The organism is Borreliella americana, assembly GCF_021043605.1.
Taxonomy (GTDB): Bacteria; Spirochaetota; Spirochaetia; order Borreliales; family Borreliaceae; genus Borreliella; species Borreliella americana.
Map to the genome: position 1 here is coordinate 1 of NZ_JAJNFB010000013.1, position 20499 is coordinate 20499.

The 20499-nt window shown below is 27.8% G+C and carries 10 protein-coding genes; 4 read left to right on the top strand and 6 right to left on the bottom strand.

Annotation, left to right across the window (positions count from 1 at the left end; translation table 11 throughout):
• Nucleotides 1-266: 266 nt before the first annotated feature.
• Nucleotides 267-2738 (bottom strand): ATP-dependent RNA helicase, encoded by a 2472-nt coding sequence (locus LRB30_RS04225; protein ID WP_231014483.1) that lies wholly within the window; start codon nucleotides 2736-2738, stop codon nucleotides 267-269.
• A 2-nt stretch (nucleotides 2739-2740) separates the two neighbouring features.
• The gene (topA, locus tag LRB30_RS04230) at nucleotides 2741-5308 is read right to left on the bottom strand and encodes a type I DNA topoisomerase (protein WP_231014484.1); all 2568 of its coding nucleotides are present in this window, start codon (nucleotides 5306-5308) and stop codon (nucleotides 2741-2743) included.
• A gap of 74 nt (nucleotides 5309-5382) precedes the next feature.
• On the opposite strand from topA, the gene LRB30_RS04235 reads away from it, so the two are divergent.
• The 3 genes from LRB30_RS04235 to LRB30_RS04245 are packed head-to-tail and all read left to right on the top strand — an operon-like array spanning nucleotide 5383 to nucleotide 10423.
• On the top strand, nucleotides 5383-6624 hold the full coding sequence (locus tag LRB30_RS04235; RefSeq protein WP_231014485.1) for an exonuclease SbcCD subunit D: 1242 nt from the start codon (nucleotides 5383-5385) through the stop codon (nucleotides 6622-6624).
• On the top strand, nucleotides 6611-9454 hold the full coding sequence (locus tag LRB30_RS04240; RefSeq protein WP_231014486.1) for an AAA family ATPase: 2844 nt from the start codon (nucleotides 6611-6613) through the stop codon (nucleotides 9452-9454). Before LRB30_RS04235 ends, LRB30_RS04240 begins: the two co-directional genes overlap by 14 nt.
• Before the next feature lie 33 nt (nucleotides 9455-9487).
• On the top strand, nucleotides 9488-10423 hold the full coding sequence (locus LRB30_RS04245; protein WP_231019752.1) for an ROK family protein: 936 nt from the start codon (nucleotides 9488-9490) through the stop codon (nucleotides 10421-10423).
• 22 nt (nucleotides 10424-10445) lie between these two features.
• Here the strand turns inward: LRB30_RS04245 and LRB30_RS04250 are convergent, their stop codons facing one another.
• The 4 genes from LRB30_RS04250 to LRB30_RS04265 are packed head-to-tail and all read right to left on the bottom strand — an operon-like array spanning nucleotide 10446 to nucleotide 18352.
• The gene (locus LRB30_RS04250) at nucleotides 10446-11264 is read right to left on the bottom strand and encodes a hypothetical protein (RefSeq protein WP_231014606.1); all 819 of its coding nucleotides are present in this window, start codon (nucleotides 11262-11264) and stop codon (nucleotides 10446-10448) included.
• A complete protein-coding gene (gene ileS / locus LRB30_RS04255) occupies nucleotides 11258-14386 on the bottom strand; it encodes an isoleucine--tRNA ligase (protein ID WP_231019754.1) in 3129 nt (1042 codons plus the stop codon). Before ileS ends, LRB30_RS04250 begins: the two co-directional genes overlap by 7 nt.
• Nucleotides 14387-14400: 14 nt before the next feature.
• Nucleotides 14401-16620, bottom strand: a complete 2220-nt coding sequence (locus tag LRB30_RS04260) for an AAA family ATPase (protein ID WP_231019756.1) — start codon at nucleotides 16618-16620, stop codon at nucleotides 14401-14403.
• A gap of 22 nt (nucleotides 16621-16642) precedes the next feature.
• The gene (locus LRB30_RS04265) at nucleotides 16643-18352 is read right to left on the bottom strand and encodes a phospho-sugar mutase (protein ID WP_231019758.1); all 1710 of its coding nucleotides are present in this window, start codon (nucleotides 18350-18352) and stop codon (nucleotides 16643-16645) included.
• Between the two features lie 139 nt (nucleotides 18353-18491).
• Between LRB30_RS04265 and uvrB the strand changes: the two genes are divergently transcribed.
• Nucleotides 18492-20498: an excinuclease ABC subunit UvrB gene (gene uvrB, locus LRB30_RS04270; protein ID WP_231014541.1), complete on the top strand. Its 2007-nt coding sequence runs from the start codon at nucleotides 18492-18494 to the stop codon at nucleotides 20496-20498.
• The last annotated feature ends 1 nt before the right edge of the window (nucleotide 20499 follow it).

Consider the following 20499-nt stretch of genomic DNA (forward strand, 5'->3'; position numbering starts at 1 on the left):
CTTTTGACAGGTTATTAGTTAAATCATAAAGCATATGTAGCTTTATTAAATTTTCTATATTTTCTTTATCATTGCTCTGTAATTCCAAAGGAGAAATTACTAAAAATAATAAAACATAAAAAAAGGATAGCCAGTTCATAATTTATTATAAACTTTGTTTTTAGAATAATTAAAATAATTTTAAATTATTGTTAGCATTGCTGTTAACTTTGAATAACATTTGATTATTATCTTTCTATTATAACAAGGCTTCTAAGGTTTAGTTTTTAAAAAAAGTAATTTAATTTTTTATAAACTTTATTTATTAATTTTTTTATAGAATGTAACTTTTGTATGTATTCTTTGTTTTCTATAAGGCTTTTTATGCTTTCCATAGATTCTTCTATTGCCATTGTGAAATTTTGTTTGGGTTTTAGTCTAAAATTTCCAGAATAATCTGTTTCCAATGATAAAAAAAGAGCATTTTTTTTAGGGGGCGAGCTTATAAATTGCATTGTACACTCTAAAAGATTTTTCATTTTTTCAGGTTCGTTAATGTTTACATTCTTTGTTTCATATTTTTTTATACAATGCCAATCTTTTCCCATGTTTTTGACTATTTCTATAGTTTCTAAAAATTTTTTGTTGTTAAAAACGGTTATATTTTTATGCATCAATTGTATTTTATTTTTTTTCAAATTTTCATTATTTTGATTGTTTAGTTCGTTTTTAAAAATCATTTCTTTTAGCGATTCTAGGTTGATTTTTATTACATAAATGTTATTTTTGTATTCCGCCTTGAAAATTTTTTTCCCTATTTTGATTTCATTGATAATTTTTGTCTGCCTGGTATTTGTTATTTGTTTCTCTTTGCTAGATATGTCTTTATGTTTAAACTCTTCATTAAGGATAATATCATCAATCCATTCTTTTTTTAAGACCCCGATAGATCTTGCATACATTTTTGTAGTTTCTATAATTTCTCCTGCAACAAAATATTTTACAGAATCTGTACTAATAAGTGATCCGGGGTGAATTATTACGTTTTGAGCTTTGATGGTTTTATATTTCTTTTTTGAAGTTTTAAAGCAAATATAATCTCTCATTCCTCTCATTATTGATTTTAAATATCCTTCGTTGTCAAAAACACCTTTTTGTATTATTGGTATATTTAATTTGCTAATAATGTTTTCAAGTTGCATTTGCACATTTGCTATCTCTTCGAGTCCTTGTAGATCTAAATAATTTTCCTTTGTAAAAGCTTCTTTATTTGGAGCTTTTTTAAAATCTTCAAAGATATTAACAAATCCAATTAAATCTCCCATTGGATTTTTATATTTTAAGTGAGCTTGTCTGGCTTCCATTTCTTCATTTTGGGGTAGTAGAAAAATTCCACTTGTGGATAAAAATGATAAACCTATTGTGGTTTGATAGATTGCTTGTGGGTAATTTATCATTGCTTCGACTAATGCTCTTGAATGTGCTGGTATTAATGGGAATAGTATCATATATTTCCCAATTTCTGTAAGTTCGTTTTTATTGTTTATAGCGTCCAGAGATTTTAATATTTTGCTTGCAGTTTGAATCGAATGTGTTGATGGTTTTGATATAAAGTCAAAGTGGGTAAAATCCCTAATTCCAATATCTGCCATTCTTAGTACTACTTCAGATAGGTCTGTTCTATATATTTCTTCTTTTTGATAATCTTCTCTTAATTGATAATCTTCTCTTTTGTAAAGTCTGTAGCAAGTTCCTTTTGAAAGTCTTCCTGCTCGACCAGCTCTTTGAGTTGCTGATGATTTTGAAATTGGAACTTCCTGGAGTGAATAAGTATGAGTTTTTGTTTGGAATTTATTTGTTTTAACTTTTCCACTATCTATTACTATTTTTATATTTTCAACTGTGATTGAAGTTTCTGCTATGTTTGTTGACACTATTATTTTTCTTTTATTTTTAGGCGTGGTCATGAATATTTGCTCTTGAGCTTCTTTAGGCATTCTGCCGTATAAAGGAAATATTATTAAATTTTTTTTTAAGTTTAATTCTTGTAATTCTTTTATAGTTTCTTTTATTTCTTTCTCTCCAGATAAAAATATTAGAATATCCCCTGCTTTTTTTTCTTTTATTACGTTGAAGACAATTTCTTTTATTTTTAATATCATTCCTTTTGATGTGTTTAAAAGAGGAGGATTGTATATTATTTGTACTGGGTAAGTGATGGTTTCAATACTAACAACCGGTGCATTATTAAAATATTTTGAAAATATTTTTGTGTTTATCGTAGCAGACGAAATTATGATTTTAAAATCATCCCTTTTCCTTGAAATGTCTTTAATAAGACCCAATATAAAATCAATGTTTAAACTTCTTTCGTGTGCTTCGTCTATTATTATTACGTCATATTCATAAAGCAGTGTATCTTTTTTTAGTTCTTGCAGAAGTACTCCATCAGTCATTAATTTGATCTTGGTTTTTGGGCTTGTAATTTCTTCAAATCTTATCTTATAACCAACTTCTTCTCCAACATTTACGCCAATATGCTTGGCAATATATTCAGCTATTGATATTGTAGCTATTCTTCTTGGTTGAGTTACTCCAATTTTTCCTAATTTTGCAAAACCCGCTTCATATATTATTCTTGGTAGTTGGGTAGTTTTCCCACTCCCTGTTGGACTTTCTACAATTAAAACATTATGTTTTTTTAGGACCTTAATTAATTCGTCTTTGTATTTATAAATTGGGAGTTTGAAATCATTCATATTTACAACAAGCTGAATACATATTTCTCATTTATTTCGTCAAGATTAATGTTATCAGGTAAATCAATTTTCTTTCTTTTAATTTTAGCATAAAATTTATCGTTTTTTTTGTAAATATATATTTTGTTGTTGATTTTGTTTTTAGAAAATGTGATTATTTTAACGATTATACCCACTTTATTGGCTCTTTCGTTAAGTAGGCTGATGGCCTTGTCTAGTGTTATGTTATATGCTTTTAAATCTTTTTTTAGCGAGCAAGCAATACTTCCGCTCTCAGTTTTAATATAATCCCCAAAAACACCAGTTGCAGCAATGATTTGTTCATTAGTTTGAGGATGTTTGCCGATTGGTTTTGGCAGTGAGAGCAATTTTAAAGCAAGTTCCAACGTTATGTTTTCAGGGTCAATTTTTTTAGTTGATGCTTTTTTTGCTTTTATTATTTTTAATTTTTTAGGTTTTCCTTTTTTTGTATATTCTTGAGGAGCATAGGTGTCTTCTCCCAGTTGAACAATGTTTCCATAAATTGTATTTTTAAAGATTACATTAAGCCCTGTTAAAGGATCAACCCCAAGTATATTGGGTTTTAACTCTTTTTCATTTATTATTTTTTCTATTTCATCTTTTTTGTACAAATTTTCTAACGGAGTTTTTGTATTAATTGAGTAATTATGACCTTTGAATATCAAATAAGGTCCATATTTACCAATGTTTATTGTGTAATTAATGTTGTTATTATTAATGCTGTTATTATTTTTATTTTCTATGTTTTGACTTTCAATAACAGTTCTAAATTCAGAGGAATCAATTTTAGGCTCTAGTTGCATTACTGTATCTTTTAGTCCTTTTTTTCCATTATAAAATTTACTTAGATATTTTATTTTATCTAGCTTTCCTATTGCTATTTTGTCTAATTTTTCTTCCATGTTAGAGGTGAAATTTAGTTCAATTAGTACTGGAAAATATTTCTCAAGAAGATTTATTACAGCAGCCCCTTTTATAGTTGGCATTAATGTGTTTTTAAGCTTGAATGCATATTCTCTTTCTAAAAGTGTTGATATAATTGTCGCATAGGTCGAAGGACGACCTATGCCTTCTTTTTCCATTTTTTGCACAAGAGACGCTTCTGTGTATCTAAATGGGGCTTTTGTTTCGTGCTCGCTTGTTTTCATTTTAACTATGGAAAATGTATCTCCCTTTTTGATTAAATCAAAATTTATGTTAAGATGTTCATCTTTTTCTTTAGTATGTTTAAGAAATCCATCAAAAATTATTTTTGTAAAACTTGACCTGAAAATTAAGTTTTTATGCTTAAAAGTCAGTTTTATATTTTCTTTTATTGCATCTTTCATTCCAGAAATAATGGTCCTATCCCATATTATTTTGTAAATTTCTTTAGCGGTTTTGCTTTCTATTTCTATGGTTTCATTTGGAATAAACATTTCAGAAGGTCTTATTGCCTCATGTGCATTTTGGGCCATTTTTTCTTTTTCATAAATTCTATCTTTTTCCTCTACATAATCTTTTCCATATTTATTTTTTATTATTTTTGTGATTTTATCTTTTGCGATTTTAGCAATATTATGAGAGTCTGTTCTCATATAGGTAATGTATCCGTGTTCGTAAAGTTTTTGAGCGTGTTGCATGATTTGCTTTGTTCCAATTTTAAGGAGCTTGTTTATTTCTTGTTGAAGTGTAGAGGTAGTAAATGGCTTTGGGGGAGGTATTTTTATTTTTTTAGTTTCTATTGAAATTAATTCAATTTTTTGTCCATTTTTTAATTCTTTTTCAAGCTCGGGCATTAAATCTTGGGTTATTATTATTGTTTTGGCGATATTTTTAAGTTTTCCAGTTTCATTTACAAAGTCTTTACCTTCTGCTATATTTTTGCCTTCAATTTCTTCTAATTTTGTTTCAAGCAACAAGTCTTTTTTTTCGTGTTTACATTGAAGTAAAATTGAATAATAATTTGCCTTTTTGAAATTTATTCTAGTTTTTTCTTTTTCTATTAATAATTTTAATCCAACAGATTGTACTCGCCCAGCAGAAAGCCCATAAGCTACTTTTTTCCAAAGTAGTGGAGAGATTGTATACCCGTATAGTCGGTCTAATATTCTTCGAGTTTCCCCAGCATTAACAAGGTTCATGTCTATATTTCTAGTATTTTTTAGTGATTCAATTATTGCGGTTTCTGTGATTTCATGAAATATCATCCGTTTATAGTTTTTGATTTTTAATACTTCTTTTAAGTGAAATGCTATAGTTTCTCCTTCTCTGTCTTGGTCGGTTGCAAGATATATTTCATTTATTGTTTTTACTAATTTTTTTAGTTTTGATACAATTGGTTTTTTATTGCTGGGAATAATGTAAATTGGATTGAATCCATTGTTATAATCTATAGAAATATTTGCCCATTCGTATTTTTTATATTCTTTGGGGATTTCTTTTGCATTGTTTGGTAGATCTACTATATGTCCCATGCATGCTTCTACTAGAAATGATTCATCGAGAAACTTTTTTATTGTCTTGGCTTTTGTTGGCGATTCAACTATTATCAATTTTTTATTTTGCATAAATTCCCTATGTTTATATATTGTATTATAATATATAAATATAATTTAAGAATTAAAAAAAGTGAGAGTATTTTGTGAGCAATTATAAAATTCTGCATACTTCAGATTGGCACATAGGAAAAAAAATTGAAAATTTTTCAATACTTAATGAGCAGAAAGATTTTCTATCTTTTCTTTTAGAATTTATTAAAAAAGAAAAGATAGATCTTCTACTTGTTGCTGGGGATGTTTATGATTCCAAAAGGCCTGGGTTTGAAGAGCAAAAATTAGTAAATAATTTTTTTTATGAGCTTTCTTTTACTTCTTGTAAATGGTGTGTGGTTATTTCTGGAAATCATGACAAAAAGGATTATTTGAGTATAAATAAAAAACTTCTCTCACGGTTTAATTTTTTTCTAATAACAGAATATGATTCTGATGAGCAAATAGTTTTATTAAAGGATAATGAAAATCTTAAGTTTATTGTTGTTTGTCTTCCACATATAAATGAAAGGCTTATTTTAGGTCAAAATTTTGACAATATTTTGAGATTAGAAGATCAGTCTTCCAGTAAACTATTTCTTGAAAATTTAGAAAGTGCTTACAGAGAGAAGCTATCAAATTTATCTAATTTTTTGGAAAATAAGTATAATGGAATTCCCAAGATATTAATGGCGCATTCTTTTTTTGGCAGCATTAAAAAGATTGACACCTTGGGAGGTAGTTATATTATCCCTTTTAATGTTTTTGGAAATAGTTTTTCTTATGTTGCTCTTGGACATATTCATAAATTTATGAAACTAAGAGAGAATATTGTTTATTCAGGATCTCCTATGCAATATTCATTTAATGAGACTTGCGATAAATACATAAATGTTTTGCATTTTAATAACAATAAATTAATTTTGCAAGAAGCATTTTCGGTGCCGATTTTCAATAAATTAATCTTTGTTAAAGGTTCTTTGAATAAAGTTATTGATTTTTTGTCTAATTTTAAAAAAGAAGATTCTTTTACTATTTATTTGAAAATTGAACTTAATGAGGCAGTTGATACTAGCGCTGAGGAGGCTATTTATGATTTAGCAAGGCTTAATTTTATGAATTTAGTTTCTATTTCCTATTCTTTATCCTCAGGTCAGGATTTGCAAGACAATTCCAACTTTATTAGCGAGCTTGAGGTGCTTGAAATGGATGAAAAATATTTTTTTGAGAAAAAGTTGAGGCGAGATTTTGAGAACGGCGTTATTAGGGATGTCAAATTTAAGGAAGAAGAGCTCATTTCTCTTTTTAATGAGGTTTTAACTAACGGATATTTGGGTGAATATGAGGATAAATAAACTCATATTTAAAAATATTGCTTCTTATAAAGGCGAGCATGAGTTAAATTTTGATACACTTCTTTTAAGACAATCAGGCATTTTTTTAATTTCTGGCAATACTGGATCAGGCAAAAGCACCATTTTAGATTGCATAACTTTAGCTTTATATGCTCGTGTTTACAGACTTGGAAAAAAAATTGTAGATATTATATCAAAAGGCGAAACTAGCGCTTACGTTAAATTAACGTTTACTATTTCTGGGAGGATTTATGAATCTTTTGTTGAGCTTAATGTAAAAAATATAGAGACTCCTAAAAGCATGTTGCTTAATTGTTTTTTTGATAATAGGATTATTGAAGGTAGAATCGATGTTTTAGAACATATTAAAAGTCTTTGTCGATTAGACTTTAACCAATTTTGTCAAACTGTAATTTTACCACAAGGCAATTTTCAAGAATTTTTAACTTCAACTCCCAAAGAGAAAGCTGCAATAATTGATAATATTTTTAATTTAAAAAAATATGATAATTTAGAATTTTTTTTAAAAAGTGACTTTGAGCGCACAAAGTTTAATATAGATAAATTGTTGAATTCTGAATCTTATGAAAAATCAATTCTTGAATATGATGAGAGTGAGTATAAATCTCTTAAAAATTATTTAGATTTAGTTGATATTGATCGATTAGAAATTGATCTTGAAAATATTAGAAGGGCTATTTCTTTGTGTAATCAGGCAATAGCGTCTAATGAGAAATATTTGGACTTGGAAATTGAAATGTCTTCTTTAAAGGGTCAATTATCTTCTCAGATTAAATATCTAAATTCTCTAGAGCAGGATCATTCCCTTCAAAAAAAAATAAAAGAAAATTTGGATTTGGATCGAAAAATTTATTTATGTTCAGATTTTTGGACTTTAAAAAATCTAGTTGCTATGCAAGGTGAATTGTTTAATGATATCAGATTGCTTGATTTAGAACTTTCAAAAGTGATGAGTAATTTAAAAGAAATCAAAGATTTGGATAGCAATAATTTTAATTTTAATTATGTTAAGGAACTTTATAACAAAAATTGTGATCTTTTTAAATTAAAACTTGTTAAGAATGATTATCAAAGCTTGCTTTTAAGAAAAAATAATCTTGAGGATAAAAAAAAAGAATTATTAATGTCTCAGAGTAAAAAAAATGATGAGATTAAAAGCATTTCTTCTGAGAAATTTAATTTTGATTTTGATAAATATGTTTACTATGAAGCATTGAAATTGTTTCAAACTTTTAATGATGAGTTGATTTCAAAATATAGAGATAGGTTAGAATTTCTATTGGAATCTACTGACAAGGAAGATTTTAATAAAAATAAGGAAAAAAATATTAAGATTGACTTGTATAAAGAGTTGTTAGAATATCTTGATGATAAAAATTTTTCTATTGAAAATGATAAAGAAAAGTTAAAATATATTGAGGCTGAATATAAAAATTATCAGCATAAAGATAAATTATCGGTTTGCAGTTTGAAAGAGCTTTACGCTTTAAATTCAAAACTTCATTTGATACAAAATCAAATTGATGAGCTTAAATATCAGTTATCTTGCAGACAAGAAGAAATCTCTAAACAAGAGATTAATGCTTTGGAGTTTAAAAAGAATAATGCTGAGATTTTAAGATTGATTGGAAAAAATTTATTTGACAAATACATAAATTATTTTGACAGAGAAAAAATTTTATCATTTGAAAATAAATTAGAAAAGCTTGAACAATTTAAGGTTAGGAAAAAAGATTTAAAAATTGAAATTTCTTTGAAAAATAAAAATTTTGATCAAAATCTTTTAAAGATAAAGGAATTATCATTAAAACTTAATTTAAATTTAAGTTTTAATGATAATTCTTCTTTGGAAAGGGAATTTAATGTTGTTTTGGCTAAGCAGAAAAGTGTAGAAAATGAATGGAATATGCTTTTTTTAAATCTTAAAAATTTAGAAGATTTAAAAATTAAAACTGAAACACAAATTAAATTTATAAAGGAATCTATATCGACTTTAAAAGCGAGGTTAAATGAAGAGCAAAATAGTTTTATTAATATAATTTCAAATTTAAAAAATGTTTTTTTTGGTTCATTTTCTTTTGAATCAGAAACTGCCTTGGAGCAAATCAATAAGAATAGTCTGTATTTCTTGCAAAAATTGAGTTTATCAATTAGCTCTAAGCTTGAATTTTTATCCAGAGATATCGAAAAGTATAAAATCAAGCTTTTAAATTTTCAAACTCTTCAAAAAAAGATTAATCAACAAAAAGTTAATTTAGACTCGCTAAGAGTTGAATTAAATCTTGCTAAAGAAAGGAAAGATAAGTTAGATGTTTTAAGGAAGGTGGTTATTAGATCTTCTGGATTGAAATATTATGTTCAAACTTTTTTAATTAATGATATTTTAAGACTGGCAAATGAAAAGTATTTAAGGTGGATTTTCCCTGATTTTGAGCTTAAAACGAACAATGAGAGCAAAGAATTTGATTTTTTAATTGAAGACAAAAAAGATGTTAATAAAATAAGAACGGTAAAAACTTTGTCTGGGGGTGAGAAATTTCTTGTGTCTTTAGCTTTGTCATTAGCTTTGTCTGATAAAATAAGGGATAGTGATTTAAAAATTGAAGCTTTTTTTCTAGATGAAGGTTTTGGCAATCTTGATGAAGATACTTTGGCTCAAGTTATGCCTAAGCTTTCTAAGTTTCAAATGATGACCGGACGACAAATTGGCATAATTTCTCATGTTTCTTATTTGAAGGAGATGATTAAGGCACAAATAGTTATAAACAAGATTTCTAAAATTTCTTATATTGCTATGGAAAATTTATGATCATTTATGTACAATTAGGCTTTGAGGATAAATATGAAACATTATTTAGCGATTGATATTGGAGGGACTGATACCAAATATTCGCTTTCAGATTCAAGTGGTGTTTTTTTTGATAAAAATGAAATAAGCACAGGCGCTACTTCTGATGAACAAATAAATATTTTAGTTAATATTATTAATTCTTACAAAGAATCAATTGATATAGCAGGAGTTGCAATTTGTATTCCTGGGTTTGTTGATCCTAAGGGAAATGTTCTTAGGGTAAATGCTATTTCTGGATTTGTTAATTATCCTTTAAAAGAGCGATTAGAATCTTTAACCGGAGTAAGTATAGAGATTGAAAATGATGCTAATTGTGTGGCCTTAGCAGAAAAATTTAAGGGCAATGCTATTGATTCTAATGATTTTATTGCCATGACTCTTGGCACAGGGATTGGTGCTGGAATTTTTGCAAATGGCAAGCTTTTAAGAGGAAGTTCTTTTATGTCCGGAGAGGTTGGATTTATGATTACTAGAGGTATTAGCAATAATATTCCTTTTAATTGTAGATGGGAATCCATTGCGTCTGTTTCGGCTTTAAGAAAAAGAGTTGCTATGCGATTAGGAAAACCTTTAAAAGAAATTTCAGGAGAATTTGTTTTTGATTTAGCTGAGAATGGGAATATTCATGCCAAAAATGAAGTTGATAGATTTTTTGAGAATTTATCATTTGGTATTTTTAATTTAACCTTTATTTTAAATCCTGAAAAAATTTTGATTGGGGGAGGAATAAGTGCAAGGCCTGATTTAATAGATAAAATATATGAAAAATTAGAAAATTTGTGGTCTTTAGAAATGGCTTTTGATAATAATAATAATATAAAAAATCTTGTAACACTTGAGCCTACTAAATTTAATAATGAATCTGGCAAAATTGGAGCTTTGTATCATTATTTTACTTGCAAAAAGCAAGACAATACTTCATTTTAGGGAAGTGATAAAAATTTTAGGTTTAGATACTCGAAGCCAACCTTTCTATAAGGCTTTTAAAACTAGATTTTTGAATATTAAATTCTATTTCTACTGTGTTTTGGTCTTTTATTGTACTTTTTATATGGCTTGATATTGTGAGATTAGTCATGTTTGTCAATATTGCTGGAATTAACTTTTTTGACAATATTTTTAGTATTGGTGGGTTATTTGTTTTGATCAAGGATTTGAAAATATATTCGTCTTGATTTAAGCTGTTTATAGACAAAGTTCCACTGCTAAAGGGGATTAAATTTTTGCTGCTTACTATTTGATTTGAGAGCAATAATGCTGAATCTTGAAACCAGAAAAACATTTCATTTTTTTCTATTTCTCTAATATATTTTTTTGTTAGTATATTATTGTCCTTTACGGGTTTATCTTTTTGGGTTATTGTAATGCTGGTTCTAGCTTTGTTTGGAATAATGTATATATTTGAATTTTTAAGTTTCCATTTTGGATTTGTAAGTATATTGCCTATTGATTCTGTATTTCTATTTTTATGAATTCCCCAAAAAATATCTTTTGGGAAATTGCCCATTATTAGTAGAGCGAAGTCGTTATTTTCTTTTTTATAGCTAAAGTATAAATCGCTTATAAATCCGAGAAAGGATTTATATTGGGGCCTTAAGGAGTTATAAATAGACCTGTTTTTAATTAAATTTACATGGGCGTATAAATTTGCGTCAGGTAAAAGTTCCATTAAGTAATTTAGATTTTGTTTTGGAGGATTGTAAGGCAGACTGGCGCATCCCACTATGAGGCATGAAATGGTAATTATTTTTGTTAATGTTTTCAACATTTTTCAATTCCTATTAGTGTAAATATGTCATCGGCAAGGTTTATTTTTTTTTCTATCTTACTTTTGTTTAATATGATATTTAAGGCTAAAGTTTCAGTTTTAATGTATTTTTCAAATTTATTTAGCATTTCTTTCAAAGTTTCATTATTTTCTATGTATAGATTTATTCTATCGCTAACATCAAATTTTTTTTCTTTTCTTAAATTTTGTATTTGTCTTACAAATTCTCTTGTAAGCCCTTCCAAATATAAATCTTTAGTGATTAGTGAGTCTATTCCTATTGTAATGGATTCTTCATTTATTACTTTTAAGTTTTCTTTTTCTTCCCTTTCCAATATTATATCATTTAATGACAAATAATGCTTTGCATTGGTTATTTTTATTTCATATGATGTTCCATTTATTATTTTTATTATGTCTTCATTTTTTAGCTTTCTAATTTCAGCAGATACCGCTTTCATATCTTTTCCAAGCTTTTTTCCAAGTTCTTTAAAGTTTGCTTTTGCTTTGTAAGTTATAAGCTCCTCTTCGTTATCTTTTATTTTTATTTCTTTTGCATTTATTTCATCTAATATTATTTCTTGCATTTCCATTAGCATATTTTGTTCATTTTGATTTTTTGTGACAATATATATCGTACTAATAGGCATTCGTATTTTTATATTGTGCAATGATCTGAGTGATCTTGCCATTGAAGTTATTTTTCTTGCAAGATTTATTTTCTCTTCAATTGTTTTGTTAATGAAATTTTCATTTGCTTTTGGATAATCATTAAGGTGTATTGATTGTTTATCTTCATCGGTTTTTAAATTTTGATAAATCTCTTCTGTTATAAATGGAATAAAGGGTGCAAGTAAAATCATTAAAGTTTTGATTGTATAATATAATGTTTCGTAGGCATCATTTTTGTCTTTATCGTTTTCTGATTTCCAAAATCTTCGCCTTGATCTTCTTATGTACCAATTATTTAATTTATCTATAAATTCAAGTAAAGATTCTATTGACTTTGTTAGATTGTATTTATCTATTTCTGCATTTAGTATTTTTTTTAGGCTTTCAAGTTCGCTTATGATCCATTTGTCAAGGGTATTGTTTTTAACTAGATTGAGCCTTTTTGGAGGTTTAAATTTATCAATTATTGCATAAGTTGTGAAAAATGAATAAGCGTTCCAAATAGGTATTATTATATTTTTAAGAACGTCTCTTACTCCATTGTCACTATATTTTAAATCATCAGCTTTAACTACAGGGCTCATTATTAAATAAAGCCTTAAAGCATCAGCTCCAAAGGTGTTTATTACTTGCATTGGATCTGTATAATTTTTAAAGGATTTTGACATTTTTCTTCCATCGCTTGAAAGCACAAGTCCATTTACAATGACGTTTTTGAATGCTGTGTTTTCAAAAAGAGCAGTTCCCAGAATTGTAAGAGTATAAAACCATCCCCTTGTTTGATCTAGACCCTCTGCAATAAAGTCAGCAGGAAATATATTTTTAAAATTATTTTCATTTGTGAATGGATAATGGTTGCTTGCGTAAGGCATTGCTCCAGATTCAAACCAACAATCGAGAACTTCGCTTGTTCTGATAAATGTGCCACCGTCTTTGCTTGGCCAGGTTATTTTATCTATTTGGTCTTTATGTAAATCTTCGACTTTTTGACCGGATAGGTCTTCAAGCTCTTTTTTTGATCCAACGCAAATTTTTTTTCCTGTTTTTGAGCATATCCAAATTGGAATTGGATTTCCCCAAAATCTGTTTCTGCTTATTGCCCAATCTTTTGCATTTTCCAACCATTTTCCAAATCTTCCTTTTTTTAAATGGGCTGGCATCCAATTAATTTTTTCATTTGACTCTAAGAGTTTGGTTTTTATTTTTTCTACATTTACAAACCACGAGCTTATTGGTCTGTAAATAATTGGACAGTTTGTTCTATAGCAAAATGGATACCTGTGTAGATAATTTTCTCTCTTGAATAAAAAATTGCGTAATTTTAGGTTTTCTATTATTTTTTTATCAGCATCTTTTACAAAAAGTCCTTTAAAATCTTTTACCTGATTTGTAAATTTACATTCAGCATCTAAAGGGTCTATTATATCGACATTTGTGTTTTTTTTAAGTATTCTATAGTCTTCTTCTCCAAAAGGAGCAAGATGAACAATTCCTGTTCCATCGTCAGTTGTAACATAATCAGCTGTGTGTACTTTGAAGGCTCCCTTATATTTTTGTTCTAAAAAGTAGTTAAAAATAGGTTCATATTCTATGCCTTCAAGTCTGCTTCCTTTAAATTTTTCTATAATAGTATATAAATTTTCATCATCATAATAGCTCTTAATTCTTTTTGATCCAAGTATTAAAATATCTTCTTTTTTTTTGTCAAAAATTTTAGAATATTCTATCTCTTGTCCTACTGCAATTCCAAGGTTTGAAGGCAATGTCCAAGGGGTGGTTGTCCATACTAGTAAATATTCGTTTTTATCTTTGATTTTAAATTTTATTGTTAATGATGGGTCATTGACTTCTTTGTATTCTCCAAGATTCACTTCGAAATTTGAAAGCGGAGTTGCAAGCTTTGGGGAATAGGGGAGTACATAGTAACTTTCATAAATTAAACCTTTGTTATAAAGATTTTTAAATACCCACCATACAGATTCCATGAAGCTTATATCCATAGTTTTGTAGCCTTTTTCAAAATCTACCCACCTTCCAAGTCTCAATATTATATTTTTCCATTCTTTTGTATATCTGAGTACTATTTTTTTACATTCTTTGTTAAAATTTCCAATGCCATAATTTTCTATTTCGTATTTTCCAGAAATTCCCAATTTTTTTTCTACTTCGTATTCAACAGGCAGCCCATGGGTATCCCATCCAAAATTTCTTTTAACATATTTGCCTTGCATTGTTTGATATCTTGGAATTATGTCTTTTATTGTGTTTGGAACAAAATGGCCAAAATGAGGAAGTCCTGTTGCAAAAGGCGGTCCGTCATAAAATGTGAATTCTTCACATCCTTCTCTTTGTTTTATTGATTTTTCAAAAATTTTGTTTTCATTCCAAAATTTTAATATTTTTTCTTCTATTTTGGGAAAATTTGCATTGTTTTCTACTTTTTTAAACATATTATAATTCCTCTTTATTCTATTATTATTTTTTCTTTTTCTAAATAAATCATTATTTTATTTATGTTTTGATTTTCAGCTATTTTGGTGATAATATTTTCTTCTATTTTTTCCTTTATTGCAGCAATTACGCTTCTTGCTCCTGAATTTTTTTTATAGTATTTTGTGGTTATGAATTTGTCAACATCTTTTTTTATTTCTATTTCGATTCCTTTGGAGTAAAATTTTGTTTTAAGTGTGTTTAAGTAGTTTTTGCAAATTTCTTCTACATTCTCCTTTGTAAGGACATTTAGGATAATTTTTTTTTGAATTCTGTCTAAAAGGGATAACTTAAATCTTTTTTCAAGATCTTGTTTTATTTCTTCTTTAAAGTTTTTTGTTTCTAAGCTTTTTTGTTGATTTTTGTTGAATCCAATATTTTTTTCTCCAAGAAGCATTCTAGATCCAATGTTTGTAGTCATTATTATAATTGTGTTTTTAAATAATATTTTATCTTCTTTGCTATCAATAAGTTCTCCATTTTCAAGCATTCGACTTATTAGGTTTAATATAGAGTTGTGAGCATTTTCAATGTTTTCAAACAATATTAAAGTTTCAAATGAATGCTTTAATTTATTTGTCAGAATGCCCCCATCAGAGTAGCCTACGTATCCTGGATTTGTGCCAATTAATTTTGAAATAGAGTTTTCCTCTTTGTAGTCTGACATATCTAGTCTTAATACCGAATTTTGATCCTTGATAATTTTTTTAGATATTTCATCAGTCAAAGCAGTTTTTCCACAGCCACTTGATCCTATTAACAATATTGAGGTTAAAGGTTTGGAAACATCATTAAGTCCAAGTTTGATTTTAATAATTTCTTTAATAAGTTCGCTTACTGCATGTTTTTGTCCGATCACTTTTTTATTTATTTCGCTTTCTACTTCTTTTAATTCTAAAATTTCTTCTTTAGTGTTATTTGCCGTTTTAATAGATAGTATTTCATTTATTGCTTTTTGTATATCCTCTGATGTTATGATATTGTCTTTTGCAAGCTCTTCCTTTTTAATTGCGCCGGCGATGTCTATTACATCTATTGCTTTATCCGGAAATCTTTTATTTATTAGATATTTGGATGAAAGTTTTACTATATTTAAAAGCGCACTTTTTTCATAGATTACCCCATGATAGTCTTCAAAATTTTTTGCAATATTTTCGATTATTTTTAGTGTATCTTTTTCATCAGGCTCTCTTACAGTAATTATTTGGAATCTTCTGGCGAATGCTTTATCTTTTAAAATATATTTTCTATATTCATTGTAGGTGGTTGCTCCAATAATTTGTATTTCAGCTCTAGAAAGTGATGGTTTTAGTATGTTTGATGCATCAAGAGCTCCCTCAGAGTTTCCAGCCCCTATTAGGGTGTGTATTTCGTCAATAAATATGATTGTGTTTTTATTTTTTTCGATATACTTAATTATATTATTTAAACGGTCTTCAAATTCGCCTCTATATTTTGTTCCCGATACCAAGTTTGAAACCTTAAGCATTAAAATTGTTTTGTCTTGTAGTTTGCTACTTATTTTTTTTTGTACTATCCTTGATGCAAGGCCTTCAACTATTGCTGTTTTCCCCACTCCAGGTTCGCCTATTAGCATTGCGCTGTTTTTGTTTCTTCTCAAGAGTATATTTGCAAGAGTTTTGATCTCTGCTTCTCTTCCAATCAAGGGGTCTAATTTTTTGTCTTTTGCAAGTGCTGTTAAATTTTTGACATACTTTTCAATTTCAAAGTGTTCATTTTCAAGTCGTATTTCTTCGTCAAATTCTTTGTAGGTTTCAATTAATCTTATTTTATTTTTTTTCATGTATTCTAATATATTTTGATCTTTAAAGTTAAATCTAGATTTACTTAGTTTGTGCTTTTTGAGAAGTTTTTTATTTTTTAATATTTGATAAAAAATTTCTTTTGCCCCTATTAAAGGTTTAGATTTAAATTCCTTTTTAGCTTTTTTTATGAGAGTAAAGATTTCTTTATTGATTTTTGGAATAATTATCTCGTTTTTTTCTATTAAAATTTTCTCTAGTTTATCTATTTCACATATAGCTTCTTGTTTAATGTTTTTTAGAGTTTTGATATCTATAAATTTTATTTCGGATTTTTTGGGAGTAGTAATTATAGACATTAATAAGTGCCAAATTGAAACTTCTTTATTTTTATTTTTTCTTGCAATTTCTTTTGAGTCTATTTCTACCAAATTTATTAAATTTTCTGTTATGTTAATATTTGTTTATCTCCATCTTTATTGCATTTATTATACCAAATATTTTATGTTTTTCCTTATACTCTAGTTTTACAGATATGTAAAATTTAATTTTTGGCTCTGTTCCAGAGGGTCTTACAATTATTATAATTTCGTTTTCAAGTATAAATTTTATTGTGTTTGTGGGATATTTATATTCTTTAATTTCTGAAATTTCATTTTTAAAATTAATCTTTTTAAGAGTTTGATAGTCTAATTTTTCAATTATTTTAAAACCCGCAAATTGTACTTTTTGTTCTTTTCTTAGTTTTAGCATTAACTTTTCTCTTTGAATTTCTCCATTGACCCCTTTAAAGTTTTTTTCTATATTAAATTCTTCATAGTATCCAAATTCTTTGTATATCTTTTCAAGATAATCTTTAATTGTTTTGTGTTTAGCTTTTAATTCAAGCATTAAAGAGCAAATTCCTTTTATGGCTGAAAATGCATCTTTATCTCTAACCTCTCTTCCTATTAGATATCCATGACTTTCTTCGCATGCAAAGGCAAATTTTTTATTTGGTTCATTTTTTTCCATTTCATTAATTAAGTTTCCTATCCATTTAAATCCTGTGTAAGTTCTAAAAATTTGAGAATCATATTTTCTTGCAATTTTTTCTAGCATTGGTGTTGTTACAAATGATGATATTACAAATGTATTTTTAGGATTTATTTCTTTTGAGAGTATATAGTGCATTAAAATGCATGATATTTGATTTCCGTTTAAGAATATCCATTCGTTTTGATCTTTAAATGCAATTCCTATTCTGTCAGCATCTGGATCTGTTGCAAGGGCAATGTCACAATCTTCTTTTTTTGCAAGCTCTATTACTTTAAACATTGATGTTTGTTTTTCCGGATTAGGATAATTTATTGTTGGAAATTCAGGGTTTGGTAGTATTTCGCTTTTTTCTAAAAAAAGCTGTATTTTACTATTTGCAAATAGTTTTTTTATTATGGTTCCGCCGGTACCATGTAATGCCGTGTAGGCTATTTTTAAGTTTGTTTCTTCGCTGTCTTTTTCAAAATTAGGGAATTCTTTGTTTATTGTTTTCACATACTCGTCGTCTATTTCATTGTCAAGTTCTTTGATGATCCCTTTTTCAAGACCTTCTTTTATGGTAATTGTATTTGTTATATTTTTTGTATTTTTGATTTCATTAGTTATTAGTTTGTCATGAGGTGGTATTATTTGAATTCCATCTTTCCAATATGCTTTATATCCATTATATTCTTTTGAATTATGACTTGCTGTTATCATAACACCAATATCACAATCAAATTTTCTTATTGTATAAGATAGTTGGGGGGAGGGTCTTAAACTTTTATATACATATGTTTCAAAATTATTTGAGGCAAAAATTTGAGCAGCATTATAAGCAAATTCTTTTGAAAAATATCTTGAATCATAGCTTATGGCAACTTTAGGGTTTTTATTTATTTTAAGTACATAATTGCATATTCCTTGGCTTATTTTTTTTACGTTATATGTGTTCATGTAGCATGTTCCAGCTCCAATGATTCCCCTTATTCCAGCAGTGCCAAATTCTAGATCTTTGTAAAATCTATTTAGAATTTCTGTTGAATTATTTGTTTTTTGAATTTTTATTGCTTCTTCTTTGAAATACATATCTTCTTCAAGAAGAATGTAATTTTTTAATTTTCTTTGAGCTTCGATTATTTGCATCAATATTTCCTTTTATATTTTATTTTATTAAACAAAGATTAATTAAATTATATTGATTTATAATGAATTATATACTTGATATAGAATTTATTATCATATAATTTATAAGAATGTGTATTAAATTTTGGTCGTTAAATTAATGCTAGATTTTTTTTTGAAGTCAGAATATCTTCCCGCTGGTGATCAGCCTAAAGCAATAAAAGAGATTGAAAATTCTATTTTGCTGGGGAATAAGTATCAAACTTTAAAAGGTGTTACAGGCAGCGGAAAGACTTTTACAATTGCAAATATAATCAAAGATCTAAACAGACCCGCTTTAGTTGTCAGTCACAACAAAACATTGGCAGCACAACTTTATAGAGAGTTTAAGGATTTTTTCCCAAATAATGCTGTTGAATATTTTGTTTCTTATTATGACTATTATCAGCCGGAGTCTTATGTGCCTTCAAAAGATTTATTTATCGAAAAAGAAGCCACTATTAATACTGAGATAGAAATTAAGCGGATAAGAACGGTAACGTCTCTTGCTAAAAGACGAGATGTAATTGTTGTTGCAACTGTATCTTCAATTTATGCTCTTGGATCTCCAGATTTTTTCAAAAAATCAGCACGAGAATTTTTTGTAGGTCAAAAGATTTCTATTAAAGAAATTTCAGATATTTTTGTAGAGCTTTATTATGAAAGAACTTTAATGACTCTAGAAAGAGATAAATTTTCGATCAAGGGAGATATTGTTGAAATTTGGCCTAGCAGTGAGCATGGAGAGTTTGCTTATCGAATTTGTTTGGATTTTGATGAGATTGTTGAAATATATAGGGTTAGTTCATTTTCTAAGAAGAATTTAGGAGCCACAAGTAGTTTTACTCTTTTTGCCAAATCTTATTTTGTCATTCCTTATAAAAACGTATTAGAAGCTATACCTAAAATATCTCATGATTTAAGTCTTCAATGTCAATATTTTAAAGATAATGGCAAACTTGTAGAAGCCGAGAGACTCAAGCAAAGAGTAGAGTATGATTTGGAAATGCTTAGAGAAACAGGGTTTTGCTCGGGCATTGAAAATTATTCTAAATATTTGAGTGGAAGTACAATGGAAAGACCTTATTGTCTTTTTGATTTTTTCCCGAAAGATTACCTATTATTTGTAGATGAATCTCATGTTACATTGCCCCAATTTAGGGGAATGTATAATGGAGATCATTCTAGAAAATTAAATCTTGTTAATTTTGGGTTTAGACTGCCTGCAGCGCTTGAAAACAGACCTCTTAAATATGATGAATTTGACGCATTAATTAATCAGGTTGTGTTTGTATCTGCAACTCCGGGTGTTGAAGAGAATGAGAAAAGTAGTGTGGTTGTTGATCAAATAATTCGTCCCACAGGTCTTGTTGATCCTGAAATTATCACTAGGCACTCTGATGGGCAAATGGAAGATCTTTACAGTGAAATTCAAAAAAGAGTAGCCTTTAAAGAACGGGTTTTAATTACTACTTTGACAAAAAAAATGTCTGAAGATTTGACTGAATATTTAGTAAGTCTTGGTGTAAGGGCAAAATATTTGCATTCAGAGCTTGACACTCTTGAGAGAGTGGAAGTTATTTCGCTTCTTAGAAAATCTGAAATTGATGTTATTGTTGGCATTAACTTGCTTAGAGAGGGCTTGGATATTCCAGAAGTATCTCTTGTTGCAATATTAGATGCTGATAAGGTGGGATTTTTAAGATCTACTACTTCATTAATACAAACAATTGGTAGGGCTGCTAGAAATTCTAATGGACTTGTAATAATGTATTACGACAAAATTAGTGTAGCTATGCAAGAGGCAATTGAGAAGACTAATAGAAGGCGTCAAATTCAGATTGATTATAATAAAAAAAATAATATTACTCCCAAGACAATTGTTAAAAAGATTCAAAATATTTTAGAAAAAGAACTTAATAATAAAAATAAAAATGCTGGCTATGATTTTGAAAAAATTATTTCAGACAAGAGATTGTCTAAAAAAAAGCTTATTGATAAGCTTAAATTTGAGCTAGAAGAGGCTGTTAATGATGAGAAATTTGAAGATGCAATTGTTTTAAGAGATAAAATAAAAGAGCTTAGTAGCAAAATTAATGTAGCTCGTAATAAAAAAGTAGAGGTGTAAT

Coding starts and splice junctions, on each gene's coding strand:
- LRB30_RS04240 (WP_231014486.1), top strand. CDS start 6,611: ATGAGGATAAATAAACTCATATTTAAAAATATTGCTTCTTATAAAGGC.
- LRB30_RS04250 (WP_231014606.1), bottom strand. CDS start 11,264: ATGTTGAAAACATTAACAAAAATAATTACCATTTCATGCCTCATAGTG.
- LRB30_RS04225 (WP_231014483.1), bottom strand. CDS start 2,738: ATGAATGATTTCAAACTCCCAATTTATAAATACAAAGACGAATTAATT.
- ileS (WP_231019754.1), bottom strand. CDS start 14,386: ATGTTTAAAAAAGTAGAAAACAATGCAAATTTTCCCAAAATAGAAGAA.
- topA (WP_231014484.1), bottom strand. CDS start 5,308: ATGCAAAATAAAAAATTGATAATAGTTGAATCGCCAACAAAAGCCAAG.
- LRB30_RS04245 (WP_231019752.1), top strand. CDS start 9,488: ATGAAACATTATTTAGCGATTGATATTGGAGGGACTGATACCAAATAT.
- LRB30_RS04265 (WP_231019758.1), bottom strand. CDS start 18,352: ATGCAAATAATCGAAGCTCAAAGAAAATTAAAAAATTACATTCTTCTT.
- uvrB (WP_231014541.1), top strand. CDS start 18,492: ATGCTAGATTTTTTTTTGAAGTCAGAATATCTTCCCGCTGGTGATCAG.